Origin of the sequence: Hansschlegelia sp. KR7-227, assembly GCF_049446035.1 — a bacterium.
GTDB lineage: Bacteria > Pseudomonadota > Alphaproteobacteria > Rhizobiales > Methylopilaceae > Methylopila.
Genome location: NZ_JBMSEA010000001.1, coordinates 988,917 through 1,012,700, shown reverse-complemented (window position 1 = coordinate 1,012,700; position 23,784 = coordinate 988,917). Strand labels below are relative to the sequence as shown.

At 68.6% G+C, this 23,784-nt stretch carries 22 protein-coding genes; 7 read left to right on the top strand and 15 right to left on the bottom strand.

Annotated elements, in window-relative coordinates:
* Positions 1 to 101 precede the first annotated feature (101 nt).
* Positions 102 to 860: a peptidase gene (locus ACO2RJ_RS04730; protein ID WP_423266866.1), complete on the top strand. Its 759-nt coding sequence runs from the start codon at positions 102 to 104 to the stop codon at positions 858 to 860.
* 7 nt (positions 861 to 867) lie between these two features.
* Here the strand turns inward: ACO2RJ_RS04730 and ACO2RJ_RS04725 are convergent, their stop codons facing one another.
* The 3 genes from ACO2RJ_RS04725 to ACO2RJ_RS04715 all read right to left on the bottom strand — a co-directional run bounded on the left by ACO2RJ_RS04725 (position 868) and on the right by ACO2RJ_RS04715 (position 2,441).
* The gene (locus ACO2RJ_RS04725; protein ID WP_423266865.1) at positions 868 to 1,356 is read right to left on the bottom strand and encodes a DUF2155 domain-containing protein; all 489 of its coding nucleotides are present in this window, start codon (positions 1,354 to 1,356) and stop codon (positions 868 to 870) included.
* A gap of 95 nt (positions 1,357 to 1,451) precedes the next feature.
* Positions 1,452 to 1,871 carry an NADH:ubiquinone oxidoreductase subunit NDUFA12 gene (locus ACO2RJ_RS04720; protein WP_423266864.1) on the bottom strand — a complete coding sequence of 140 codons (420 nt, stop codon included), beginning with the start codon at positions 1,869 to 1,871 and terminating at the stop codon, positions 1,452 to 1,454.
* 165 nt (positions 1,872 to 2,036) lie between these two features.
* Positions 2,037 to 2,441, bottom strand: a complete 405-nt coding sequence (locus ACO2RJ_RS04715; protein WP_423266863.1) for a tautomerase family protein — start codon at positions 2,439 to 2,441, stop codon at positions 2,037 to 2,039.
* 98 nt (positions 2,442 to 2,539) lie between these two features.
* Here ACO2RJ_RS04715 and ACO2RJ_RS04710 point away from each other — a divergent pair, with 98 nt between their 5' ends.
* A complete protein-coding gene (locus ACO2RJ_RS04710; protein WP_423266862.1) occupies positions 2,540 to 3,382 on the top strand; it encodes a LysR family transcriptional regulator in 843 nt (280 codons plus the stop codon).
* Between the two features lie 460 nt (positions 3,383 to 3,842).
* On the top strand, positions 3,843 to 7,556 hold the full coding sequence (locus ACO2RJ_RS04705) for a vitamin B12-dependent ribonucleotide reductase (RefSeq protein WP_423266861.1): 3,714 nt from the start codon (positions 3,843 to 3,845) through the stop codon (positions 7,554 to 7,556).
* 1,021 nt (positions 7,557 to 8,577) lie between these two features.
* Here the strand turns inward: ACO2RJ_RS04705 and ACO2RJ_RS04700 are convergent.
* Both ACO2RJ_RS04700 and ACO2RJ_RS04695 read right to left on the bottom strand, forming a co-directional pair.
* Complete coding sequence (locus ACO2RJ_RS04700) at positions 8,578 to 9,012, bottom strand: tautomerase family protein (RefSeq protein WP_423266860.1); 435 nt, start codon at positions 9,010 to 9,012, stop codon at positions 8,578 to 8,580.
* A gap of 129 nt (positions 9,013 to 9,141) precedes the next feature.
* Entirely contained in the window at positions 9,142 to 9,546 is a 405-nt protein-coding gene (locus ACO2RJ_RS04695) for a MerR family transcriptional regulator (protein ID WP_423266859.1), read from the bottom strand.
* A 66-nt stretch (positions 9,547 to 9,612) separates the two neighbouring features.
* Between ACO2RJ_RS04695 and ACO2RJ_RS04690 the strand changes: the two genes are divergently transcribed.
* A complete protein-coding gene (locus tag ACO2RJ_RS04690; RefSeq protein ID WP_423266858.1) occupies positions 9,613 to 11,790 on the top strand; it encodes a heavy metal translocating P-type ATPase in 2,178 nt (725 codons plus the stop codon).
* A gap of 69 nt (positions 11,791 to 11,859) precedes the next feature.
* Here the strand turns inward: ACO2RJ_RS04690 and ACO2RJ_RS04685 are convergent, their stop codons facing one another.
* The 7 genes from ACO2RJ_RS04685 to ACO2RJ_RS04655 form a co-directional block, all read right to left on the bottom strand.
* Positions 11,860 to 12,141: a copper-binding protein gene (locus tag ACO2RJ_RS04685; RefSeq protein WP_423266857.1), complete on the bottom strand. Its 282-nt coding sequence runs from the start codon at positions 12,139 to 12,141 to the stop codon at positions 11,860 to 11,862.
* A 19-nt stretch (positions 12,142 to 12,160) separates the two neighbouring features.
* Positions 12,161 to 12,637 carry a cupredoxin domain-containing protein gene (locus ACO2RJ_RS04680; RefSeq protein ID WP_423266856.1) on the bottom strand — a complete coding sequence of 159 codons (477 nt, stop codon included), beginning with the start codon at positions 12,635 to 12,637 and terminating at the stop codon, positions 12,161 to 12,163.
* 25 nt (positions 12,638 to 12,662) lie between these two features.
* The gene (locus ACO2RJ_RS04675; protein WP_423266855.1) at positions 12,663 to 14,066 is read right to left on the bottom strand and encodes a multicopper oxidase family protein; all 1,404 of its coding nucleotides are present in this window, start codon (positions 14,064 to 14,066) and stop codon (positions 12,663 to 12,665) included.
* A gap of 14 nt (positions 14,067 to 14,080) precedes the next feature.
* The gene (locus ACO2RJ_RS04670) at positions 14,081 to 15,511 is read right to left on the bottom strand and encodes a TolC family protein (RefSeq protein ID WP_423266854.1); all 1,431 of its coding nucleotides are present in this window, start codon (positions 15,509 to 15,511) and stop codon (positions 14,081 to 14,083) included.
* Positions 15,511 to 15,735 (bottom strand): hypothetical protein, encoded by a 225-nt coding sequence (locus ACO2RJ_RS04665; protein ID WP_423266853.1) that lies wholly within the window; start codon positions 15,733 to 15,735, stop codon positions 15,511 to 15,513. The genes ACO2RJ_RS04670 and ACO2RJ_RS04665 overlap by 1 nt, the downstream gene beginning before the upstream one ends.
* 129 nt (positions 15,736 to 15,864) lie before the next feature.
* Entirely contained in the window at positions 15,865 to 16,272 is a 408-nt protein-coding gene (locus ACO2RJ_RS04660) for a hypothetical protein (protein ID WP_423266852.1), read from the bottom strand.
* Entirely contained in the window at positions 16,269 to 16,544 is a 276-nt protein-coding gene (locus ACO2RJ_RS04655; RefSeq protein WP_423266851.1) for a metal-sensitive transcriptional regulator, read from the bottom strand. The genes ACO2RJ_RS04660 and ACO2RJ_RS04655 overlap by 4 nt, the downstream gene beginning before the upstream one ends.
* Before the next feature lie 86 nt (positions 16,545 to 16,630).
* Here ACO2RJ_RS04655 and ACO2RJ_RS04650 point away from each other — a divergent pair, with 86 nt between their 5' ends.
* Positions 16,631 to 19,003, top strand: coding sequence for a heavy metal translocating P-type ATPase (locus tag ACO2RJ_RS04650; RefSeq protein WP_423266850.1), 2,373 nt, complete (start codon positions 16,631 to 16,633; stop codon positions 19,001 to 19,003).
* 193 nt (positions 19,004 to 19,196) lie between these two features.
* Here ACO2RJ_RS04650 and tmpT read toward each other — a convergent pair whose 3' ends face one another.
* Positions 19,197 to 19,838: a thiopurine S-methyltransferase gene (tmpT, locus tag ACO2RJ_RS04645; RefSeq protein ID WP_423266849.1), complete on the bottom strand. Its 642-nt coding sequence runs from the start codon at positions 19,836 to 19,838 to the stop codon at positions 19,197 to 19,199.
* Positions 19,839 to 19,982: 144 nt separating this feature from the next.
* Here tmpT and msrA point away from each other — a divergent pair, with 144 nt between their 5' ends.
* Positions 19,983 to 20,507, top strand: coding sequence for a peptide-methionine (S)-S-oxide reductase MsrA (gene msrA, locus ACO2RJ_RS04640; RefSeq protein WP_423266848.1), 525 nt, complete (start codon positions 19,983 to 19,985; stop codon positions 20,505 to 20,507).
* Between the two features lie 99 nt (positions 20,508 to 20,606).
* Here msrA and ACO2RJ_RS04635 read toward each other — a convergent pair whose 3' ends face one another.
* Positions 20,607 to 20,894, bottom strand: a complete 288-nt coding sequence (locus tag ACO2RJ_RS04635) for a hypothetical protein (protein ID WP_423266847.1) — start codon at positions 20,892 to 20,894, stop codon at positions 20,607 to 20,609.
* Positions 20,895 to 21,214: 320 nt separating this feature from the next.
* Between ACO2RJ_RS04635 and ACO2RJ_RS04630 the strand changes: the two genes are divergently transcribed.
* Positions 21,215 to 23,026 carry a monovalent cation:proton antiporter-2 (CPA2) family protein gene (locus ACO2RJ_RS04630; protein ID WP_423266846.1) on the top strand — a complete coding sequence of 604 codons (1,812 nt, stop codon included), beginning with the start codon at positions 21,215 to 21,217 and terminating at the stop codon, positions 23,024 to 23,026.
* Positions 23,027 to 23,067: 41 nt separating this feature from the next.
* Here the strand turns inward: ACO2RJ_RS04630 and ACO2RJ_RS04625 are convergent, their stop codons facing one another.
* A complete protein-coding gene (locus ACO2RJ_RS04625; protein WP_423266845.1) occupies positions 23,068 to 23,769 on the bottom strand; it encodes a RibD family protein in 702 nt (233 codons plus the stop codon).
* Positions 23,770 to 23,784: the final 15 nt, after the last annotated feature.

Below are 23,784 nucleotides of genomic sequence, written 5' to 3'. Positions count from 1 at the left end.
GGGCTTGCGATTTTCTTCGTGCGAAACGTCTTTTCGCCGATTGGCGGCGGCGCGCGACTTTTGCTAGCGTCGCGCCCTTCGGTGCTCGGGGTTCAAGATCGATGACTTATTGCTGCGGCATCCTCGTTCGCGAGGGTCTCGTGATGATCGCGGACACCCGCACGAATGCGGGAATCGACAACATCGCGACGTTCCGCAAGTTGAAAGTGGTGTCCGAGAAGGGCCGCCGGACGCTCGCCATCGCGACGTCCGGCAACCTGTCGGTCAGCCAATCCGTGCTGTCGATGCTGGCCGAAGGCGTGGAAGATCCCGAAACCGGGGAGCTCGAGACGCTCGAAAGCCAGCCGACCATGTTCAAGGCGGCGCAGCTCGTCGGCCGGGCGGTTCGCGAAGTCTGGCGCGTCGACGGCCCGAGCCTCGAGCAGATGACGGCGCGCTTCGACGTCCAGCTGCTGTTCGGCGGGCAGGTCGCAGGCGGCAGGCTCCGCCTGTTCATGATCTACGCCGCCGGCAACTTCATCGAGGTGACGCCGGACACGCCTTACTTCCAGATCGGCGAGCACAAATACGGCAAGCCGATCCTCGACCGCGCCGTGACCTACGAGACCGACCTCTACGACGCGCTCAAGATCGGCCTGATCTCGATGGATTCGACGATGCGCTCGAATCTCGGCGTCGGGCCGCCGATCGACGTGATGGTGCTCAGGAAGGACGCGCTATCGCCCGAGCTCGATTTCCGCATCGAGACGAACGACCAGTATTTCCTCGACCTGCGCGACCGCTGGTCGAAGGCGCTGAAGGACGCGCATATGCAGATCCCGCGGCCGCCCTACGGCGACAACGTGCCCGGCGACATCTGACGCCGGCTCACTCGCCGAGCGTCGGACCCTGCGGCGCTTCGGGCCGGGCGCCGCCCTTGCAGTCGACCAGCCACACGTCGAAGATCGGGTGCTCCACCCCGGACAGGCCTGGGCTCGACGCGAACATCCAGCCGGAGAAGATCTTGCGCTGTTCGTTCGACAGCGTGATCTCCTCGACGTCGACATAGGTCGTCGTGTTCGGCGCCTCGGTGGGCGGGCGCGTGTAGCAGATGTGCGGCGTGACCTTGAGCTGGCCGAAGGTGACGGTCTTCTCGATCGGCGCGTCGAACTCCGTGATCCGGCCCGTGATCTTGTCGAGCCCGTTGAAGACCGCGATCGGGTTCTCGATCCGCGGGGTCGGGGCGACGACCTCGGGCCGGGCCGCGCGCGGCCCTTTGTCGAGCGTCGATGTGCCCGGATTCTGCGCCTGGACCCCGCCGGCGGGGACAAGCGTGGCGACGAGCGCGGACGCGAGCAGCATTCGGCGGGCGGACACGGGCTGAGGCTCTCGCGGCTGAGACAGGGAAGAGACGCGCGGTCGAACGCGCCGAGGAGGCCTCGCCAATGCGGCCCCGTCGGGGCGGCGCGGCGTCAATCGTCGGGCGACCAGGCCTTGTAGTCGCCGGTCGCCGCCGGCCGCTGGCGAGTCGACAAGGCCGAGCCGCGGGGCCGGTAGGCGTCGGCCGTGCCGGTGCGGTTGGCGAGGTGCGGCTTCTCCCACTCGCGGGGCGAATAGTTCTCGTTCGCGGGTGGCGCCTGGACCGTGTGGTGCATCCAGCCGTGCCACCCCGCGGGGATCGCGGAGGCCTCCGCGTAGCCGGCGTAGACCACCCAGCGCCGCTCCGTCCCGAAAGCCGCGTTCTTGGCGGGGTCGTTCGGCAGGCGGTAATAGCGGTTGCCCGCCTCGTCCTCGCCGACGAACTCGCCGCCCCGGCTCAGCGCAAAACGGGTGCCGACGGTCGCGCCGTTCCACCAGGTGAAGACGTCGGTGAGGATGCTCATCAAAGACATGCGCGATCGCCCGTGCCGGCCAGATTGAAGGACACGCCCGGTATCGGACGCGCGCGCGCCAATGTCCAGATGCGGGCGCGTCTCGTCCCGACGTCGTCTCAGCCTTATTCGACGCCGGGCGCTCATGACCAAGGCCATGGAGCGGGACCGGGACCGTTCCGCGCCTCAAGCCGGAGAGGCCGACGCCCAGCGCGCGTTCTGAGTGCGCCCGCCGTAACCATAGGCGTCGCCATCGACCGCGTGGACAAGCACGTAGCTTTCATCGTGCAGCGGCCCAAGCAACTGCGCCATGCCCTCGAAGGTCGCGTGCACGAAGCGCGCCGTCTCCGCTTTTGTGTTGGTGCCCGCCGTGATCTTGATGTCGAGCCAGAAGGCGGCGAGCCCGTCCTCCGTCGGGCGACGGCCGGCGACGAACCAGCCGTCCGGGTCGGCGGGCTCCACCAGGACGGCGGTGACGCCGGGATCTTTGCCAAGCGTCTCCGCCGCGAGGCGTCCCGCGAGGGCGGCGACCTGGCCTCGCAATTCGGGCCTCGGCGCTGGGCTGACGTAGCGGACGACGATCATGGGCATGGCGGCCTCCTTCTCGGGCGTGACGATCGCTCCGATCTACGGCCCCGGACGGCTGATCCAAATGCTATGCTTCGCCATCGTCACGATAGCGGATCGTTATGATGCTCGATATCCAGTCCGTCCGGCTCTTTGTTCTCGCCGTCGACCTCGGCAATCTGACGCGCGTCGCCGAGGCGGCGGGCACGGTCCAGCCCGCAGTGAGCCAGCGCTTGAAAGCGCTGGAAGCGCAGCTCGGTCGTCGGCTGCTAGAGCGCTCGCCGCGCTTCGTGCGCACGACGGCGGACGGCGGCGCGTTCCTCGTTCACGCGCGCGCCCTTCTCGCGGCGCATGACGCGGCGCTGGCCTTCGCGTCGGAGCCCGCGGTGCGATTCTCGATCGGGGCGAGCGAGCACGCCCTCGGAGTGAGGCTGGAGGAAGCGCTGCGGCTGGTGCGGGCGTCGCTGCCCCCCAACGCCGCGATCGCCGTGCGGATGGGGCGGTCGCAGGCGATCCGGGCCGCCTTCGACGAAGGAGAGTTCGACGCCGCGATCATCCGGCGCGAGGGCGGCGGCGGCGACGGCGAGGTGATCGGAACCGACCCGCTCGGCTGGCGCGGCGGCGCTCAAAGCGCGCCGTCGGGTGACGCGGTTCCGCTCGCCAGCCTGGGGGCGCCGTGCAGCGTGCGCGAGGTCGCGATTCGCGCGCTCGATCGCGCCCGGCGACCGTGGCGCGAAGCGTTCACGGGCGGCAGCTGCGCCGTGCTGCTGGCGGGGGTGAGGGCCGGCCTTGGAATCGCTCCGATGGGGCGCGCGGGCTCCGGCGGCGCGCCGGACGTCGGGCAGGCGCTCGGCCTGCCGGCGCTGCCGGTCTCCGACATCGTGCTGTTCGCGCGCGCCGGTTCCAGGCCGGTCGCGGCGGCTGTCCGCGCCCTGGAGGCCGGCGTGAAGGCTGCGCTGCGCTAGGGCGCCGCGTGGACGAAAAGGCGCCCCCACGGATTATCCCCGCTGTTATCCCCAAGGCTGCGGAGCACGGGTGCGAGAGGTAACGCGCTCCGTTTTCAAGGGGTTGGCGGCCCCCGCGCGGCGCATCGTCAACCTTTGATTCACGACTCGCTGACCACTATATCTTGTGTGCAACACCCTGGACGTTAACGAGGGCTAGCGCTTCGAAGCGGGGATAAGGGGAATATCGTGACTCGACGCCAGCGAAAGACTCGCCGTAGTTTGATCGCAGTCGTCGAGGTCGCTCAGGGCGCTCTCGCCAGATGACGATCAACGCGAACGCCGCCGTCACGGGCGCTCTGCGCCCCTGAAAATGCTTCTGCGCACTCACTGCGCGGGTTCGCCCGCGTGCGCGCCGGCTCCGGTCGGCGGTAACGCGCCGCGAGCGCGTCCGATCTAAGATTTGGAGCTTTGGACCATCATGCGCATCGACCGTCGCTACACCAAGGCCGGCCAGTCCCCTTACGCGGAGATCGCGTTCCGCAAGGCGACCAGCGAGATCCGCAATCCGGACGGCTCAACCGTGTTCCGCGCGGCCGACATCGACGTGCCGGAGGCGTGGAGCCAGGTCGCGGTCGACATTCTCGCGCAGAAATATTTCCGCAAGGCCGGCGTGCCGGCGAAGCTGAAGCCGGTCGAGGAGAACACGGTTCCCTCCTGGCTGTGGCGCTCGGTCGCCGACGAGACGGCGCTCGCGGCGCTGCCCGAGGCCGAACGAATCGTCGGCGAGCGCGACGCCCGCCAGGTGTTCTCGCGGCTTGCGGGAACCTGGACCTATTGGGGCTGGGGGGAAGGCTATTTCGACACCGAGGAGGACGCCCGCGCCTTCTTCGACGAGCTCTGCTTCATGCTTGCGACCCAGAAGGCGGCGCCGAACTCCCCGCAATGGTTCAACACCGGCCTGCACTGGGCCTACGGGATCGACGGTCCGAGCCAGGGCCATTTCTACGCCGACCATGCGACCGGCGAGGTGCGCCCCTCCCCGTCCTCCTATGAGCGGCCGCAGCCGCACGCCTGCTTCATCCAGGGCGTCTCCGACGACCTCGTCAACGATGGCGGCATCATGGATCTTTGGGTGCGCGAGGCGCGCCTGTTCAAATACGGCTCGGGCACCGGCTCGAACTTCAGCCAGCTGCGCGGCGAGGGCGAGAAGCTCTCCGGCGGCGGGCGCTCCTCCGGCCTGATGTCGTTCCTCAAGATCGGCGACCGAGCAGCCGGGGCCATCAAGTCCGGCGGCACGACGCGCCGCGCGGCCAAGATGGTCGTGGTCGACGCCGACCACCCCGACATCGAATCCTACGTCTCCTGGAAGGTGAAGGAGGAGCAGAAGGTCGCCGCGCTCGTCACCGGTTCGCGCATCGTGAAGAAGCATCTCAAGGCGATCTTCAAGGCCTGCGTGAACTGCGACGGCGAAGGCGACGCCTGCTTCAACCCCGAGAAGAACCCGGCGCTGAAGCGCGAGATCAAGGCCGCCCGCAAGGCGCAGGTCTCCGACAACATGATCAAGCGCGTGCTGCAGCTCGCGGCCCAGGGCCAGGCCGACATCGATTTCGACGCCTACACCACCGACTGGGACGGCGAGGCCTATCTGACCGTCGCCGGTCAGAACTCGAACAACTCGGTGCGCGTCACCGACGCCTTCCTGCGCGCGGTCGAGACCGACGGCGAGTGGGAGCTGACCTCGCGCACCACGGGCAAGGTCACCAAGACGCTGAAGGCGAAGAAGCTCTGGGAGCAGGTGTCCTACGCCGCCTGGGCCTGCGCCGATCCCGGCCTGCAGTTCCACACCACGGTGAACGACTGGCACACCTGCCCGGCCTCGGGGCCGATCCGCGCCTCGAACCCGTGCTCGGAGTACATGTTCCTCGACGACACGGCCTGCAATCTCGCCTCCCTCAACCTGCTGCAGTTCCGCCGCGCCGACCGGAGCTTCGACGTCGAGTCCTACGCCCACGCATGTAGGCTTTGGACGGTCGTGCTCGAGATCTCCGTGCTGATGGCGCAGTTTCCGTCGCGCAAGATCGCGGAGCTGTCATGGCGCTACCGCACGCTCGGCATCGGCTACGCTAATATCGGCGGCCTGCTGATGTCGTCCGGCGTCGGTTATGATTCGCCCGAGGCCCGCGCGCTGTGCGGCGCGCTCTCGGCGCTGATGACCGGCGTCGCCTACGCGACCTCCGCCGAGATGGCGGGTGAGCTCGGCGCCTTCGCGGGCTACGGGCCGAACCGCGACCACATGCTGCGCGTCGTCCGCAACCACGCCCGCGCCGCGCGCGGCGAGGCGGCGGGCTATGAGGGCCTGTCCACCCTCCCCGTCCCGCTCGACGTGGCGGCCGTGAAGGAACAGGCGATCGTGAAGGCGGCGCAGGCCGCCTGGGAGCGGGCGCTCACGCTCGGCGAGACCCACGGCTTCCGCAACGCGCAGGTCTCGGTCGTCGCCCCGACCGGCACGATCGGCCTCGTGATGGACTGCGACACCACCGGCATCGAGCCCGACTTCGCGCTGGTGAAGTTCAAGAAGCTCGCCGGCGGCGGCTACTTCAAGATCATCAACCGCGCGGTGCCCGAGGCGCTGCGCGCGCTCGGCTACGCCGAGCACCAGATCGCCGAAATCGAGGCCTACGCCGTCGGTCACGGCTCGATGCGGCAGGCGCCGGCGATCAACCCCGCGACGCTCCGGACCAAGGGCTTTTCGGACGAGCTGATCGAGACGCTGGAAGGCGCCGCGAAGGCGGCCTTCGACATCAAGTTCATCTTCAACAAATGGACGCTGGGCGAAGCCTTCCTCACCCAGACGATGAAGGTGCCCGCCGAGAAGCTCGACGACCCCTCCTTCGACCTGCTCGCCCATCTCGGCTTCTCCAAGGCCGAGATCGAGGCCGCGAACACCCATGTCTGCGGCGCCATGACGGTCGAGGGCGCGCCGCATCTGCGCCCCGAGCACTACTCCGTGTTCGACTGCGCCAACCCCTGCGGCCGCACCGGCAAGCGCTTCCTCTCCGTCGACAGCCACATCCGCATGATGGCGGCGGCGCAGCCCTTCATCTCCGGCGCGATCTCCAAGACCATCAACATGCCGAACGAGGCGACGGTCGAGGATTGCGCGGCGGCCTACATGCTCAGCTGGAAACTGGCGCTGAAGGCCAACGCCCTCTACCGCGACGGCTCCAAGCTCAGCCAGCCGCTGTCCTCGCAGCTGATCGCCGACGAGGAGGACGAGGACGACGCCGTCGAGGCGCTGATCGCGCAGCCCGCCGCCGCCCGCACCGCGCAGGTCATCGAGAAGATCGTCGAGCGCGTGCAGCTGGTGCGCGAGCGCGAGAAGCTGCCCGGCCGCCGCAAGGGCTACGCCCAGAAGGCGATCGTGGGCGGGCACAAGGTGTACCTGCACACCGGCGAGTATGACGACGGCCGCCTCGGCGAGATCTTCATCGACATGCACAAGGAAGGCGCCGCCTTCCGCTCGGTGATGAACAATTTCGCGATCGCGGTCTCGCTCGGCCTGCAATATGGCGTGCCGCTGGAAGAGTATGTCGAGGCCTTTACCTTCACGCGCTTCGAGCCCGCGGGCTTCGTGCAGGGCAACGACACGATCAAGAACGCGACGTCGATCCTCGACTATGTGTTCCGCGAGCTCGCGGTGTCCTATCTGTCGCGCTACGACCTCGCCCATGTCGACCCGTCGGAGATCACCCCGGATTCGATCGGCACGGGGGTGGCGCAGGACAAGGCCCCCGCTCCCGCGGCCGCGCCGGTGTCGCGCGGCCTGGTGCGCGGCCGTCAGCTGACGGCGGTGCCCAGCGCGCCGCCGCTGACAAGCGAGCCCAAGAGCGCAGGCTCCAGCAACGTCACCGCGATCGGCGGCCGCCCCGCCGCCACCGCGCTCGGGACCCAAGGCGCGACCGCGCTGAAGCGCGACCTCTCGCCCGAGCCGACGCCGGCCCTCGGCCACCTCGCCTGGGAGGCCCCGGCCTCGCCCGCCCCCGCCGCGAAGACCGCCGACGCGCTGCGCATGGAGGCCCGCCTCAAGGGCTACGAGGGCGAAAGCTGCTCGGAATGCGGGAATTTCACGATGGTGCGCAACGGGACGTGTTTGAAGTGCGACACGTGCGGGTCCACGAGCGGGTGCAGCTGAAGGGCGGCCAATTCCAATGAACGCGGGGTCGGACGGATCCGATTTATGCCTTTCGTTATTTGCATTTGCTTGCAAAGAAAGGCCCGCGGAGCGCCTAGAAGCTAGACTTAACCGATTTTTCGCTCTTGAGACGGGTGCCGAGAATCTCGATTGCGCACTGTTTGCGAGGACCTTCGGTTCGAACAGCAAGGCTGACTATCTTCTGGAACGTAGACGTTTCGTTGCTGAGATTAAGAGCGTAGCGGGGGATCCGAGAATTCCTGTCCAGGAGCGGTTGAAGCAGCGGTTTTCAAGGCCAGGATCGCCTAGTTGCTACGGCCAAGTTGGCGTTGCGCATGCTCTACAACTTCTTCCCGATGAGGAAGAGGTTACAAGAATGGTATTAGATGTCACGTCGCGATCGATACGAAAGGACCTAAGCTTATCCGCGAGGCAGATAGCCGCGACGAAAACTCAATTGAATATCCCTGATGCCTCGGGCCTGGCGATTTTATTGAACGATCGCGAGCCCATGATTGAGGCAGCAGTGATAGGATATGCCATTAGATCTGCAATAATGTCAGCTATCGGCGGACATAATCATCTACGATACATCTGGGCGACCGTCGAGGCACACCAAATTCGCCTCCCAACCGGCGATCTGGGCTTTCCCCAGCTTCTAGTATGGCGGGAAAGTTCCTCAGAAGACGAAGCGCATGCAATTCGGAAAATCATTTCGCGTTGGGCCGTCTTTAACAACGCCACACTTATGCAGATAGATCATAGGGGAGAATGGGACATTCTTAAGCCTGTATTTTACGAAGGGCCTCCCGTTCTCCAATTACACTGACTGACTTGCGTTGCCGTCGTCCGCAGTTGAGGCGCTGGTACACCCGATCTGATCCGAGTCGAAGTGAATAGCAAACTCGGCGTTCTCGCCGTCATAGTTGGGCTGGCCCGTGATCTATCGGGCGCCGACGCGCCCGGCGGGATGAATGCCCGGATCACGTATGGGCCATGACGGTCGGCGCCCCACCTTCGCCTAACCCGCCGCCCTCAACTTCTCCCTCACCTCCGCCGGCAGAGCCTCCAGCCACGCCGCCTCCCCGCCCGGTTCCGGCAGGACGGCGCCGAACTCCAGCACGCCCTGGGCTGGGATGTCCGAGACGTAGACCCAGACGGACTGTTCGGAGATGTCCAGGATCGCGCTCGTCTCGCGCATGATCCGCGTGAGGATGGCGGCCTTCTGCTCCTTGCTGCGTCCCGCGCGGATAAGGGCGTTCACCCAGACATGGTCGGCGCCGGCCGCCTCCCCGCCGATGAACAGCGCCCCGTCCTCGACGGCGTAGAACACGACCTGCACGAAGTAGCGCGGCGCCGCCGCCTCCGCCGAGTGGATGGCGGTGACGCTCGCGACGATCTTCCGCTTCTGCTCGAGCGTCAGGCGCTTCGCCGTGGTGAAGGCGTAAGTCGGCATCGTCGTCCTCCTGTCTCGCGGCGGACACGGCGGCCACGGGCGTCGCTGGGAGACAACAGATATATCAGAGCGACACGGTTGGAAAACGGACGAAGCGCGCGGGTCGGCCGGCGAGGGATCGGACCCCCGTCATGGCGCGGGCGACAGCGTCTCGATGATCCGGCAATCGCGGACCGCGCCGTGGCCGCACTGCTGGATCATGCTCTTGAGCTCAGCCCGAAGCGCCGTCAGGTCCGCGATCTTTCGCTCGACCTCCGCGAGATGTCCCTTGGCGATCTCGTCGACGGCCGCGCAGGGACGGTCCTTGTGGTCGGCGAGGTCGAGCAGCGCCCGGATCTGGTCGATGGAGAAGCCAAGGTCGCGGGAGCGGCGGATGAAGCTCAGGCGGTTCAGGTGGGCGCCGTCATAGGCGCGATAGTTGCCCGGCGTGCGCCGCGGCGCCGCCAGCAGGCCGATCCGCTCATAGTAGCGAATGGTCTCGACCTTCGTGTCGGTCGCCCGGCCCAGTTCGCCGATCGCGATCATGTCGGACATCGCTTGACCCTCTAGTGGCTACAGGGTCCATATCAGGCGTCACTCCGGGTTTGTCGAGGTGACGAGATGGCTGACGCCAGCGCCCTGAAGCTCCGCATCGAGGGCATGGACTGCGGGTCCTGCGCCGCGAAGATCGAGACGGCGATGCGGCGCCTGCCGGGCGTCGCCGACGTCGAGGTCAGCGTCGCAGGCGAGTCGCTGTCGCTCACCCTGGACGAGGACCGGACCAGCCGGGCGACGATCAAGGCGAAGATCGCCGCTCTCGGCTTTCACGCGCTCGACCCCGCGCCGGGGCCCGGCCTGCAGGCCCATGATCATGCGCCGACGCACGGCCACTGGGCCGCCTCGGCCAAGGGCCGGCTCGTCATCGCCAGCGGCGCGCTGCTGGCTGCGGCCTGGGTCGTGTCGCTCGCCGGGCCGCAGTGGGCGGAGTGGCCCTATGTGGCGGCCGCTGTGGTCGGGCTCGCGCCCATCCTCCGCCGCGCCTTCGCCGGCGCGATGAACGGCACGCCCTTCAGCATCGAGACCCTGATGTCGGTCGCGGCCGTCGGCGCGATCGCGATCGGCGAAGCGCCGGAGGCGGCGGTCGTCGTGTTCCTGTTCGCCGTAGGCGAGCTTCTCGAGGGCGTCGCCGCCAACCGCGCGCGGGCCGGAGTGAAGGCGCTCGTCGACCTGATCCCAAGGACGGCGCGGCGGGTGCGCGACGGCGTGGTCGAGGCGGTCCCGGCGGAGGCGCTCGAAGTCGGCGACCTCGTGCTCGTCCGTCCCGGAGACCGCATCCCGTCCGACGGCGCGGTGCAGGCCGGGACGTCCGAGGTGAACGAGGCGCCGATCACCGGCGAGTCGGCGCCCGTCCTCAAGGAGATCGGCTCGACCGTCTACGCCGGCAGCGTCAACGCCAACGGGGAGCTTCACGTCGCGATCACGAAGGCCGCAGCCGACAACACGATCGCCCGCATCGTTCACATGGTCGAAGAGGCGCAAGGCTCGAAGGCCCCGACCGCCCGCTTCATCGAGCGCTTCAGCCGCTGGTACACGCCCGGCGCCATGGCGCTCGCCCTCGCCGTCGTCGTCGCGCCTCCGCTTCTGCTCGACGGCGACTGGCGGACCTGGATCTATCGGGGCCTCGCGGTTCTGCTGATCGCCTGCCCTTGCGCGCTGGTGATTTCGACGCCTGCGGCCGTCGCGTCCGGCCTCGCCGCCGGCGCGCGTCGCGGCCTGCTCATCAAGGGCGGCGCCGCGCTGGAGGCGCTTGGCCGGGTGACGACGGTCGCGTTCGACAAGACGGGCACTCTGACGGTCGGCCATCCCGGGGTCACCGACGTCGTCGCGATCGAAGGATCGATGGAGTCGATGCTCGGCAAGGCTGCCGCGGTGGAGCGGAATTCGAGCCATCCGCTGGGAGCCGCGATCGTCGAGGAGGCCGTCGCGCGGGGCGTCGAGATCCCGCAGGCGTTCGGCGGCGGAATCGCGACGCCGGGCAAGGCGGTGACGGGCCGCCTGAAATCCGGCTTCGTGTCGGTCGGGTCGCCGCGGCACGCCGTCGAGGGCGGCTTGATGACGGCCGCGGTCTCGGACCGCGTCGCGGCGCTGGAGTCCGAAGGGAAGACGGTCGTGGTCGTGAGCGAGGGCAAGCGCCTGCTCGGGCTCGTGGCGCTTCGCGACCGGCCGCGCGAGGACGCGGTCGCGGGGCTCGCCCGTCTTCGGGCTCTAGGCCTGCGCACCGTCATGCTGACGGGAGACAACGCCCGCGCCGCCGCCGCGATCGCAGTCGAGCTCGGACTTGAACACCGGGCCGAACTGCTGCCCGAGGCCAAGCTCGCCGCCATCGCCGGCTACCGCGCGGAGGGGCCGGTCGCGATGGTCGGGGACGGCGTGAACGACGCCCCTGCGCTCGCCGCGGCCTCGGTCGGGATCGCGATGGGCGGCGGGACCGACGTCGCGCTCGAGACCGCCGACGCCGCCCTGCTCAAGGATCGCGTCGGCGGCGTGGCGGAGCTGGTCGTGCTGTCGCGCGCCACGCTGTCGAACATCTGGGTGAACGTCGCGATCGCTCTGGGGCTGAAGGGCGCCTTCCTGGTCGCGACCCTGACCGGCGCCGCCCCGCTCTGGATGGCGATCCTCGCGGACACCGGAGCGACCGTGCTCGTCACCGCCAATGCGCTGCGCCTGCTGCGCTTCGATCCGGCCCGCTCGAGCGCCGTCAAGGCGGCGCGCCCGACCGCGCGCCGCGACGGAGGCTGAACGCCGCGCGCAGATGCAGGCGGAGGTCGCCGGGAAGGCGCCGACGCGCCCTCGCCCGCCGCGCGAGGCCTATTTCTTCTTGATCTTGGTCACGGTGATCTGACCGTTCACGCGCTCAGCCTCGAACGTCACCTTGTCACCGGGCTTGACGGTCTTCAGCATCGCGGGATCGGCCGCCTTGAAGACCATCGACATCGGCTCGTCCATGCCGAGGTTCTTGATCGGACCGTGCTCAAGCGTGATCTTGCCCGCGCCTTCGTCGACCTTCTTGACGGCGCCGTCCGCGGCGGAAGCGGCGGTTGCGGCCAATGCGGCCGCGAGGGCGCCGAAGATGGCGAATGTCCTTTTCATGGGCGTCTCCTCTTGAGGGTCACTTGACGGCGACGACGCCGTCCATCCCCGCCTCGCGATGGCCGGGGATCAGGCAGGCGAAGTTAAACTCGCCCGATATCGAGAACTTCCAGATGATCTCGTCGGACTTGCCCGGCGCGACGCGGCGGCCGTTCGGTTCGTCGTGCTCCATGTCCGGGTTCTTCCGCATCTGGGCGGCGTGCCGATCGTTCTCGGCGCGGGTCGCGAGCATGAACTCGTGGTCGATCCGCCCCGTGTTCTTCAGGACGAAACGGATCTGCTCGCCGCGCTTGACCGCGACCGAGATCGGCTCGAACAGCATCTTGCCGTCCTCGGTCTCGGTCATGACGATTTCGACCGTGCGTGCGGGCTTGTGCGGATCGCCCGGTTCGCCGAAGGCCCTGGCTTCGCGATGGGCGTGCGAATGTTCGGCGTCGGCCCGCGCGGCTGCGGGAAGAAGCGCGGCGAGAACGGCGAGCGTGAGGAACGTCTTCATATGCGGCTCCGCTTGATCTGCGAGGTCAGTGGTTCGCGTGCCCGCCGGAGCCCGCTTTGGGCTTCACGACGTTCATTTCGACGTCGCCGATCTTCGGCTTGGCGGGAGGCGCGGCCGCCGCATCCTGCTTCGGCCCCTTCCATTCGAAGGCGACGGCGCCTTCCGGGTGCTTGAACCAGCCCGGGTCCTTGTAGCCGCCGGAGGCCAGGCCCTCGCGGACCTTCACCACCGAGAACATCCCGCCCATCTCGATCGGGCCGAACGGACCGAACCCGGTCATCATCGGCAGCGTGTTGTCGGGCAGCGGCATCTCCATCGCGCCCATGTCGGCCATGCCGGCCTCTCCCATCGCCATGTAGCCGGGAACCAGCGCCTTGATCTTCCGGGCGACGTCCTTCTTGTTGACGCCAATGAAGTTGGAGACGCCGTGGCCCATGGCGTTCATGGTGTGGTGCGATTTGTGGCAGTGGATCGCCCAGTCGCCGGGGGCGTCCGCCACGAAGTCGAAGGCGCGCATCTGTCCGACCGCGCAATCGATCGTGACCTCGGGCCAGGCGGCCGCCTCCGGCACCCAGCCGCCATCGGTGCACGACACCTTGAAGTCGTAGCCGTGCATGTGGATCGGGTGGTTCGTCATGGTGAGATTGCCGAACCGCACCCGCACCTTGTCGCCCTTGGCCGCCACGAGGTGGTCGATGCCGGGGAAGACCCGCGTGTTCCAGGTCCAGAGGTTGAAGTCCGTCATTTCCGCGACGCGGGGCACATAGGCGCCGGGTTCGATGTCGTAGGCCGACATCAGAAACACGAAGTCGCGGTCGACGCGGCGGAAGGCTGGATCCTTCGGGTGGACCACGAAGAAGCCCATCATGCCCATGGCCATCTGGACCATTTCGTCGGCGTGCGGGTGGTACATGAAGGTCCCGCTCTTGCAGAGCTGGAACTCGTAGACGAACGTCTGTCCCGGCTTGATGTGCGGCTGCGTCAACCCTCCGACGCCGTCCATGCCGGAGGGCAGCAACTGGCCGTGCCAGTGCACCGTCGTGTGCTCCGGCAGGCGGTTGGTGACGAAGATCCGGACCTTGTCGCCCTCGACCGCCTCGATGGTCGGTCCGGGAGACTGGCCGTTGTAGCCCCAGAGATGGGCGACCATGCCGGGCGCGAGTTCGCGGATCACGGGCTCGGCGACGAGATGGAACTCCTTCCACTCGCCGTTCATCCGCCAAGGCGCCGTCCAGCCGTTCAGCGTGACGACGGGGTTGTAGTCGGGGCCCGTGAGGGGGACGAGCGGCGGCTGCATGGTCGCGTCCTTCATGGTCGCGGCCTCGGGGATCGCCGCGGCCTCGAGGCGGCCGGAGACGGCGGTCGCCGCGACGAGCGACGTCGCCCCGGCCGCGGAGGCCGACAGGAACGATCTGCGCGAGACGGGCATTGGGGTCTCCTTGGTCACTGCGGAGCGGACGCCGACGTCGCGAAGGCGAGCCTGGGCTCGGGCGCGGACTGGGCCGCCGGCCCGCCGCCGATGAGCGCGGCCTGGAAGTCGACGTCGGCCAGAAGGAAGTCGCGCTTCGCCCGGATCGCGGCGACGTTCGCCGCCACGGTCTCGCGGGCGTTGGTGAGCAGCTCAAAGGCGTCGACCAGCATCCCGTTGTACTGGAGCTGCGACTCCTCGGCGATGACCTTGCGCAACGGCAGCACGCGACTCTGGTAGGCGCGTGCGATCTCGTGACGACCGCGATAGATCGCGTAGGCCTCGCGGGCTTCGGAACGGGCGTTGACGGCCTTCTCCAGCAGGCGGTTGACCGCGCCCATATAGGTCTCGCGAGCCTTCGCCGAGCGCGCCCGGCCGAAGTCGAAGATCGGGATCTGGATCGCGACCTCGAAGCCCTTAGGATTCGCTCTGTCCCCTTCGGCCGACCTCGTTTGATTGGCGAGGCCGGTGACCTCGAGCATCGAGATCGCGCGGGTCTGCTCCGTGAGCCCGTAGGATTGGGCGAGCGCGTCGAGCTCCAGCCGGTCGGCGATGAGGTCCACCCGGCGCCGGATCGCGGTCGCTTCGACGTCGCCCTGCGTCCTGAGGCGGGGAAACGACGGCAGCCGCGCGGGCAACCTGTAGTCGAGGTCCCTGCCCCACAGCCCGAGTTGCCGGGTCAACGCTTCGCGCTGTGTCGTGACCTCCAGCCTGGCCTCGGCCAACTCGGTCGCGACCTCCGCGTAGAGCGCGCCGGCCCGCGCCTGGTTGAGCCTCGTGGCGGCTCCTGTCTCGCCGAGCTTCCGGCTGAGTTCGGCCGCGGCGCCCGCCGACGCCCGCGCCGTTTCGAGGAAGGCGGCGATCTCGCGGGCGGCGACCGCCCGATAGAACGCCCGGCGCGCCTCTGCGGCGGTCCGGAAGGTGGCGGCGATCGCCCTGTGCTGGGCGGCGCGGAAGTCCGTCTCCGCGATCTTGGAGCGGCGCGGCAGAGTCAGAAGCTGGAGCAGGTCGGCGATCAGCCGCCGCTCGATGTCGAGGTCGCCGGACCCGGCCACACGCTCGATCGAGACCGCGGGCGACGGCGGCAGGCTCGCTTCGACATACGCCGCCTCGGACACGCCGAGCGCGTTGTATTCGGCTTGGAGGCCGCGGTTGTTCAGCAGCGCGATCTGGACCGCGGCGTCGGCTGTGAGCGGCCTCGCGAGCAGACGGTCGACGCGCGCCTTGACCGCTGCGGCGTCCGCGGCCGTGACGATCTTCGCGGTGTCCTTGGAGAGGTCCAGCGAGACGCGCGACACGACCGGCGTCATCCCGCCGTCCGCGCCGATCGACGCGCAGGCCCCGAGCGAGGCCGACAACGCGACGGCCGCAGCCGTCCGGAGGAGGCGTGGGCGCAGGGCCGCCATCACATGCCCTCCGTCGGCCCAGGCGAAACGCCCTTGTTCTGCTCGAGCCAGGGCTTCGGCTCGACCGGGCGGTGGTCGACCGCGCCCGCGGTGACGGAGCTGCGCCGGACCGCGGGGACGGATACCGAAGGGTCGCGGGGGTCGTCTCCAGCGACGGGCGACGGCAATGGAGCAGAGCAGCCCGCCAACAGAAGCGCGGCGGCGGCCGAGACGAGCGGCTTCATGAGGAACCCCGAAATCTGAACGAGCAGGCGCGATGGCGCGCGGGCGCAGACAGGCGCGAGGTCGGTCAGATGTCTCGGGCGTCGCCGACGGGCCCCGAAACCGGGGCGCGCGTCGACGTCATGTGGACGTCAGCCGACCAGCGCGGCGGACGGTCTCGGGGGGCGCTTGATGTGGCTCGTCGGCCCCGCCAGAGGAGGCGGAGCGGGACGCCCGGGTAGGACGGCGACGGCGACCGTCACGGTCTGCAGCGAAGCCAGGTCGGTCGAGATGACGGCATGGCAGGCGGCGCCGCAGCAGGATGACGGTCCTGAACCGGGCTGCCCAACGTGACCTGCGCAGTCCCCTGACTCGGATTGGACGACCGGCTCGGCCGCGGCCGCCCCGGTGTCGGAAGCCGCGGCGTCCTCGGCGGGCTGCGTCGCCGCGGCGGGCTCGCGGTGGCCCGCGTGGGCTTCGCTCGGCGTCGACCAGCTCACGGCCACGAAGAGCGCGAGCGCGAGGCCGACGACCAGCCGCAGAGCCGCGCGGACGGTCATCCGCGCACCCTCCCGAGGACGTCGACCAGCTCGGCGACCTTACGGCGCTGCTCGTCCTTGTCGCCGGACTGGATAGCGTTCTCGACGCAGTGCCCGACATGGTCCTTCAGGATCTCCTCCTCGACCCGCTTGAGCGCGGCGCGGACGGCGGAGATCTGGGTCACCACGTCGATGCAGTAGCGGTCCTCGTCCAGCATGCGCGCGATTCCGCGGACCTGACCCTCGATCCGGTTCAGCCGCTTCGCGCAGGAGGTCTTGGTGCAGCACTGCATGGGTTGCCTAAGTACCCCATAGGGGTATAGTGCGCAAGTCGCATATACCCATGTGGGGTATATGATCCGGGACGCGAGGAGACTCCATGGAAACGCATGGACATGCTCACGGGGCCACGACGGGCTCGTGTTGCGGCGCGCATGGGCGTCCGCACGACCATGCCGCCGGCATGGCCACGGATCCAGTCTGCGGGATGTCGGTCGACATCGCGACCGCCAGGCATCGGTTCGAACATTCCGGTAAGACCGAGTTCTTCTGCTCGGCCGGCTGCAAGGCGAAGTTCGAGGCGGATCCGGGCAAGTATCTGTCGTCCTCCCCCGCCGATCCCGAGCCGGCGCCCGAAGGCACGGTCTACACCTGCCCGATGCACCCGGAGATTCGCCAGGAGGGGCCAGGCTCCTGCCCGATCTGCGGGATGGCGCTCGAGCCCGATCTGGTCACGGCCGAGGCGCAGCCCAACCATGAGCTCGCCGACATGACGCGGCGGTTCTGGATCGGGCTCGCGCTCGCGGTCCCGGTGTTCCTGCTGGAGATGGGGGCGCACGTCGCGCCTGCGATCCATCACCTCGTGCCGCCGTCGGTCTCGGCCTGGATCCAGTTCGCGCTGGCGACGCCGGTCGTGCTCTGGGCCGGGCGGCCGTTCTTCCAGCGCGGCTGGGCGTCCGTCGTCTCGCGCAACCTCAACATGTTCACGTTGATCGCGATGGGCACCGGCGTCGCCTACGCCTACAGCGTGATCGCGACGCTCGCGCCGGGGATCTTTCCCCCGGCGTTCCGTGGACCGGACGGAACGGTCGCGGTCTATTTCGAGGCGGCGGCCGTGATCACGGTGCTGGTCCTGCTCGGCCAGGTGCTGGAGCTCCGCGCCCGCGACCAGACCTCCGGAGCCATCCGGGCGCTGATCAACCTTACGCCCAAGACCGCGCGCCGGCTCCGGGAGGACGGATCGGACGAGGAGGTCCCGGTCGAGAAGATCGCGGTCGGCGACCGCATCCGGGTCCGCCCGGGCGAGAAGGTTCCCGTGGACGGCGAGGTCGTGGACGGACGCTCCGTCGTCGACGAGGCGCTGGTCACGGGCGAGTCGATGCCGATCGCCAAGACCGTCGGAGATTCCGTCACCGGCGGCACGCTGAACCAGTCCGGCGGACTGACCGTCCGGGCAACCAGGATCGGACGGGACACCATGCTCGCCCGCATCGTCCAGATGGTGGCTCAGGCGCAGCGCTCCCGCGCGCCGATCCAGCGGCTGGCCGACACGGTCTCGGGCTGGTTCGTCCCCGCCGTCATCCTGATCGCCGCGCTCGCATTCGTGGCCTGGGCCGCATTCGGGCCGGAGCCGTCCTACGCCTACGGCCTGGTGGCGGCCGTCGCGGTCCTGATCATCGCCTGCCCCTGCGCGCTCGGCCTCGCCACCCCGATGTCGATCATGGTCGGGGTCGGCAAGGGCGCGGGCCTCGGCATCCTCGTGCGCAACGCCGAGGCGCTGGAGCGACTGGAGAAGGTCGACACGCTGGTGGTCGACAAGACGGGCACGCTGACCGAAGGCAAGCCGTCGCTCACGGCGGTCGTCACGGCGGAAGGCTTTGCGGAGGACGACCTCCTGCGCCTCGCCGCCGCGGTCGAGCGGGCGTCGGAGCACCCGCTTGGGGTCGCGGTGCTGGCGGCCGCGGAAGCCCGCGGCCTCGACGTCCCGGCGGTCGCGGATTTCGACGCCCCGAGCGGCAAGGGCGTGTCCGGCACGGTCGGCGAGCGCCTGGTGGTGATTGGAAACGCCGAGTTCCTGAAGGCGCGCGACGTCGACGTCTCCGCGCTGAGCGCCCGCGCCGACGATCTCAGGCGCGACGGCGCGACGGCGATCTATGTCGGCGTCGACGGGAGGGCGGCGGGCGTGCTCGCGATCGCCGACCCGATCAAGCCGACGACCGCCGAGGCGATCCGCGCGCTGAAGGCCGAGGGGCTCCGCGTGGTCATGCTGACGGGCGACAACCGCACGACCGCCGAGGCCGTCGCGCGAAAGCTCGGCATCGACGAGGTCGAGGCGGACGTGCTGCCGGAGGCCAAGCACGCGGTCGTCGAACGGTTGAAGCGCGAGGGTCGGGTCGTGGCGATGGCGGGCGACGGCGTGAACGACGCGCCTGCGCTCGCCGCGGCCGACGTCGGGATCGCGATGGGCGCGGGCACGGACGTCGCGATCGAAAGCGCGGGCGTGACCCTGGTGCATGGCGACCTCAACGGCATCGTCCGCGCGCGGCGGCTGTCGGAGGCGACGATGTCGAACATCCGCCAGAACCTGATCCTGGCCTTCGTCTACAACGCCGCCGGCGTCCCGATCGCCGCAGGCGTGCTCTACCCCGCCTTCGGCCTGCTGCTCTCGCCCGTCGTGGCGGCCGCCGCGATGGCGCTGTCCTCCGTCAGCGTGATCGGGAACGCCCTCCGGCTGAGGGCCAGAACGATATGATTCGGTCGATGGCGTCTCAGACGTCAGCGCCCGGTCCGGCAATCGAATGGAATGACCACCACCGCGTCGTCGGAAAACGGGAAGTCCTCGCTTTCGAAGAATCGGCGGATCGCGCGCGTTTCGACGCAAAGGGAGCCGCGCCGTCTTCTCGGCCTGCTCAATCGCATCCGCGCCGAGAGGCGACCGCGCTCGGCTAGGCCGACGCCTTCAGCAGCCAGACCTGCTCCTTCGCCGGATATTTTCCCTTCAGACCCCCGTCGACCTCGGCGCTGTCCAGCAGGGCGACGTCGTAGGCCCCGGCGTAGAGCGCCCTCACCTCCTCCGCGCCGACGGAGAAGGGCGGGCCGTCCATCAGGCTCTGGTCGTAGTCGAACGACACGAGAAGCTGCGGCGCGCCGTCGGCGATCGCCGTCATATGGGCGGCGTAGCGCGGGCGGAGCGCTTCGGGCAGGGCGACCAGAGCGGCGCGGTCGTAGATGGCGTCCACCCGGCCCAGCCTGTCGGCGGACAGGTCGAAGATGTCGCCCGCGAACACGTCGATCCCCTCCGCGGAGTAACGCGTCAGACGGCCGAGCTTTTCGATCCTCGGCTCCCGGCCGAGCTCGGCGAACAGCTGCTCGACCGCCGTCTCGACGAGCTCCGCGCCCGCCACGCGAAAGCCCTCGCCAAGCAGCCAGCCCAAGTCGAGGCTCTTGCCGCAGAGGGGCACGAAGATTCGGGCGCCCGCGTCGAGGCCGAGCGCGGGAAAGTGCCGGATCAGCAGCGGGTTCGCCGCGGGCTGGTGGAAACCGATGGCGTTGTCCCGCCACCGGCCGCGCCAGAAGTCTCCGTCCATGGCCAGATCCCCGTCCGTGGCGCCCCGGCGCGGAGGCCGCGCGGCCGGCGCCGAGGCGGCATTCTACCGCCGAAGGAGCCGCTTTTGAAAAAGCGGCTCTCAATCCCGATATTGCTCCCATCACCTAAATCCAAGGAGCCGGCGATGACCACCACCACAGAACGCGCGATCCTGGCCGGCGGCTGCTTCTGGGGGATGCAGGACCTCATCCGCAGGCAGCCGGGCGTGGTCTCGACCCGTGTCGGCTACACCGGCGGCGACGTCGCGAACGCCACCTACCGCAACCACGGCACGCACGCCGAGGCGATCGAGATCGTCTACGATCCCGCGGTCACCAGCTTCCGCCGGATGCTCGAATTCTTCTTTCAGATCCACGATCCGACCACGAAGAACCGGCAGGGCAACGATCGCGGCCTGAGCTACCGCTCGGCGATTTTCTATCTCGACGACGAGCAGAAGCGGGTCGCCGAAGACGCCATCGCGGACGTCGACGCCTCCGGGCTATGGCCGGGCAAGGTCGTCACCGAGGTCGCGCCGGCGGGACCGTTCTGGGAGGCCGAGCCGGAGCACCAGGACTATCTCGAGCGGTTTCCGAACGGCTACACCTGCCACTTCATCCGCCCGAACTGGCGGCTTCCGAGCCGGGACCCGATCGCGCAGGCAAGCTGACGCATGGGGGACGTCTGCCGGGAGGCGTCCGCCTGACCGACCCGCAAGAAAGCGCCCCGCAGGCTGAAAGCCTGCGGGGCGCGCTTCAGGCCCCGTGACTTACTTGCCCGTGGTCGGGGTTTCGCTGTGCCCGCGCAGATCCTTGGCCTGATTCTCGGATGTGCCGGCGGACGTCGGCGTCTCCGGCTTCTTCATCGAATCCGACCCCATCGTGCCGGAGTCCTTCATCTCGGAGTGCCCCGGCGCGGTCTTCATCTCGGAGCCCGAGGTCGAGCTGGAGCCGGTGGTGGCGTTGTTTCCAGTTCCGGTCGCCTGCGCCATCGCGACGGTGGACGAGGCGGCCATGGCGAGAGCCGTCAGGCCTGCGGTCAAAATATTCTTCGTCAAAGCAAGTCTCTCCTGCAGTGTGCTGCCGTGTCAAAGACACGGTTCAAGGGAAGAAGACCTCGTGATCTCGTCACTCGTCTTGTGAGAGTTCACAAGGTCTTTTCGAAAAGCATTACGTGGTTCGGGGTTGATTAGTTTCATTGCGCACAAAATAATTTTGAACGACCCGCATTCGAGGGCGTCCGGCGCGATCCTTGCGCCCGGCGCCGTGGTCCTGCACTCCACACATCGTGTCCCCCGGCGCGCTCGTAAAACTGCGTGCGGGACCGCGCGCTCGCCGGTATGCGTGTGGGCGCTCAAAAATCGGGGACACCATCCATATGGCGGCCGAAGCCCAGAACGAACTCGTGCAGGTCGTCGCGCTGCTGGGCGCCGGGGTCGTCGCCGTGCCGATTTTTCGGCGGCTCGGCCTCGGCTCCGTGCTCGGCTACTTCGCCGCCGGCCTCGTCATCGGCCCGTTCGGGCTCGCTCTCTTCTCCGACTCCGGGACGATTCTTCACGTCGCCGAGTTCGGCGTGATCATGCTGTTGTTCGTGATCGGGCTCGAGATGCAGCCCTCCCGATTGTGGAGCTTGCGACGCGAGATTTTCGGGCTGGGCGTAGGACAGGTGGTCGCGTCGGGCGCGCTGCTCACGCTTGCGGGCGTCGCGGCCGGGCTCGACGCCCGCGTCGCCTTCGTCGCCGGCATGGGCTTCGTGCTGTCGTCGACCGCGGTCGTGATGCAGATGCTCGACGAGCGCGGCGACACCTCGACGCCCCAGGGGCAGAAGGCGGTGTCGATCCTGCTGCTCGAAGACCTCGCCATCGTGCCGCTGCTTGCGGTCGTCGCCTTCATCGCCCCCACCGGCGCCGGCGAGGACATGAGCGACCGCTGGAGAGACATCGCCCTGGGCGTCGGCGCCGTGGTCGTCCTCGTCGTGGCGGGTCGTTATCTGCTGAACCCGATGTTCCGCATCCTCGCCCGGTCGCAGGCGCGCGAGGTGATGACGGCGGCGGCGCTGCTCGTCGTGCTGGGCGCGGCGCTGCTGATGGAGATCGGCGGGCTGTCGATGGCGATGGGCGCGTTTCTCGCCGGCGTGCTGCTGTCGGAATCGACCTTCCGCCACCAGCTCGAAGCCGACATCGAGCCGTTTCGCGGCATCCTGCTCGGCCTGTTCTTTCTGGCGGTCGGCATGTCGCTCGACCTTGCGGCGATCGCAATCCATTGGCAGGTCATCCTCGGCTTCACCGCGCTGTTCATTGCGGTGAAAGGGGTCGCGATCTTCGGCGTGGCGCGGGCGCTCGGCTCCTCGTCCCGTGAGGCGGTTGATCGGGTGGCGCTGTTCGCGCAAGGCGGCGAGTTCGCCTTCGTGCTCTATTCCGCCGCCGCCGCCGTGGGCATCCTCGACGCCCCGACCAACGCGATCTTCACCGCGGTGGTGATCCTGTCGATGGCGCTGACCCCGCTCACCGCGCTCGTTCTGAAGCGCCTTGCGCCGCGGCCGGCGCAGTCGCTCGACGGCGTGGAGCAGGCCGACGGCCTCACAGGGCAGGTGCTCGTCATCGGCTTCGGGCGCTTCGCGCAGGTGGCGAGCCAGTCGCTGCTCGCGCGCGGCTGCGACATCTCGATCATCGAGATCGACGTCGAGATGATCGACGCGGCGGCGACCTTCGGCTTCAAGGTCTATTACGGCGACGGAACAAGGCTCGACACTTTGAGGGCGTCAGGCGCCGGCGAGGCGCGGGCCGTGCTCGTCTGCGTCGACAAGCAGGAAGCCGCCGAAAAGATCGTCGAGCTCGTGAAGTCCGAATTCCCGCTCGCGAAGCTGCTCGTGCGCGCCTTCGACCGAGGTCACGCCATGGATCTCGTTCGCGCCGGCGTCGATTACCAGATCCGCGAGACGTTCGAATCCGCCATGGCCTTCGGCGAAGCGGCGCTGACGGCGCTCGGCGTGCCGGAGGAGGAGGCGGCCGAGATCGCAGCCGACGTCCGTAGGCGGGATCTGGAGCGGTTTGATCTTCAGGTCGCGGGCGACATTTATTCCGGCACGAGCCTGATCCGCGGCAACGCGCCGATCCCGACGCCGTTGACGCGCCCGCGCCGCCCTGGCCGGATCATGGACCGGGCCAGGGAACAGCCGCACGGCGGTTAACGCGCGTCCAAGACCTGCAGGTCCCGTCCCGCGGGCGCTTATCATCGCTCGCGCATCTCCACCTTGTACTGCAGCCGCACGACCCCGTCCTGCGCGTCGCATCCGGTCTGGGTGAGCTGGAGGGCGTTCGCGAGCCCCTCCTCGCCGGCCTCGTAGATCGTACGCTCGCCGGTGATTCCATTGATCGAGGGCCAGACCAGCTGCACGATCTTGTCGACCAGTCCGGCCTTCAGGAACGCTCCGTTCACGCCGCCGCCGCCTTCCAGCAGCAACCGCTTCACGCCGAGTTCGCGGGCGAGCACGTCGAGCGCGGCCCGGAGGTCGATCTCGGCTGAGTCCGCGACGACATAGGACACGCCGTCGGCCAGAAGCTCGGCGAGATGCGCGTCCGAGACCCCGTTCGCGAGCAGCACGACGACGTGATCGCCTGCGATGTCGCCCGTCTCGAAATGGACCTTGCCGGACGGGTCGACGACGATCCCGTAGGCCGGGGCGTCGCGGCGCGCGAAGTGATGCGGGCGCGGCGGACGACCGGGCTCCGCCGGCGGATGCGGCTTCGCCTTCGACATCTCCTGCGCGGTGACGCGGCCGATGATCCAGCCGTCGCCGCCAATCTCGTCATGCGCCGTCTCGAAGGCCTTGCCCCGGGCCTTGATCTCCTCGGCCGCCCCCTCCCCCGTCCGCCCGGAGCCGAGCCGGCCGTCGAGCGAGGAGAGCATCAGGCAGGTGACATGCGGCTTCATGGGCGACTCCCGTTC

Coding starts and splice junctions, on each gene's coding strand:
- ACO2RJ_RS04680 (WP_423266856.1), bottom strand. CDS start 12,637: ATGAAGACGTTCCTCACGCTCGCCGTTCTCGCCGCGCTTCTTCCCGCA.
- ACO2RJ_RS04700 (WP_423266860.1), bottom strand. CDS start 9,012: ATGCCGACTTACGCCTTCACCACGGCGAAGCGCCTGACGCTCGAGCAG.
- ACO2RJ_RS04730 (WP_423266866.1), top strand. CDS start 102: ATGACTTATTGCTGCGGCATCCTCGTTCGCGAGGGTCTCGTGATGATC.
- ACO2RJ_RS04695 (WP_423266859.1), bottom strand. CDS start 9,546: ATGTCCGACATGATCGCGATCGGCGAACTGGGCCGGGCGACCGACACG.
- ACO2RJ_RS04625 (WP_423266845.1), bottom strand. CDS start 23,769: ATGAAGCCGCATGTCACCTGCCTGATGCTCTCCTCGCTCGACGGCCGG.
- ACO2RJ_RS04715 (WP_423266863.1), bottom strand. CDS start 2,441: ATGCCCATGATCGTCGTCCGCTACGTCAGCCCAGCGCCGAGGCCCGAA.
- ACO2RJ_RS04710 (WP_423266862.1), top strand. CDS start 2,540: ATGATGCTCGATATCCAGTCCGTCCGGCTCTTTGTTCTCGCCGTCGAC.
- tmpT (WP_423266849.1), bottom strand. CDS start 19,838: ATGGACGGAGACTTCTGGCGCGGCCGGTGGCGGGACAACGCCATCGGT.
- ACO2RJ_RS04705 (WP_423266861.1), top strand. CDS start 3,843: ATGCGCATCGACCGTCGCTACACCAAGGCCGGCCAGTCCCCTTACGCG.
- msrA (WP_423266848.1), top strand. CDS start 19,983: ATGACCACCACCACAGAACGCGCGATCCTGGCCGGCGGCTGCTTCTGG.
- ACO2RJ_RS04665 (WP_423266853.1), bottom strand. CDS start 15,735: ATGAAGCCGCTCGTCTCGGCCGCCGCCGCGCTTCTGTTGGCGGGCTGC.
- ACO2RJ_RS04630 (WP_423266846.1), top strand. CDS start 21,215: ATGGCGGCCGAAGCCCAGAACGAACTCGTGCAGGTCGTCGCGCTGCTG.
- ACO2RJ_RS04690 (WP_423266858.1), top strand. CDS start 9,613: ATGGCTGACGCCAGCGCCCTGAAGCTCCGCATCGAGGGCATGGACTGC.
- ACO2RJ_RS04685 (WP_423266857.1), bottom strand. CDS start 12,141: ATGAAAAGGACATTCGCCATCTTCGGCGCCCTCGCGGCCGCATTGGCC.
- ACO2RJ_RS04655 (WP_423266851.1), bottom strand. CDS start 16,544: ATGCAGTGCTGCACCAAGACCTCCTGCGCGAAGCGGCTGAACCGGATC.
- ACO2RJ_RS04670 (WP_423266854.1), bottom strand. CDS start 15,511: ATGGCGGCCCTGCGCCCACGCCTCCTCCGGACGGCTGCGGCCGTCGCG.
- ACO2RJ_RS04650 (WP_423266850.1), top strand. CDS start 16,631: ATGGAAACGCATGGACATGCTCACGGGGCCACGACGGGCTCGTGTTGC.
- ACO2RJ_RS04675 (WP_423266855.1), bottom strand. CDS start 14,066: ATGCCCGTCTCGCGCAGATCGTTCCTGTCGGCCTCCGCGGCCGGGGCG.
- ACO2RJ_RS04660 (WP_423266852.1), bottom strand. CDS start 16,272: ATGACCGTCCGCGCGGCTCTGCGGCTGGTCGTCGGCCTCGCGCTCGCG.
- ACO2RJ_RS04720 (WP_423266864.1), bottom strand. CDS start 1,871: ATGTCTTTGATGAGCATCCTCACCGACGTCTTCACCTGGTGGAACGGC.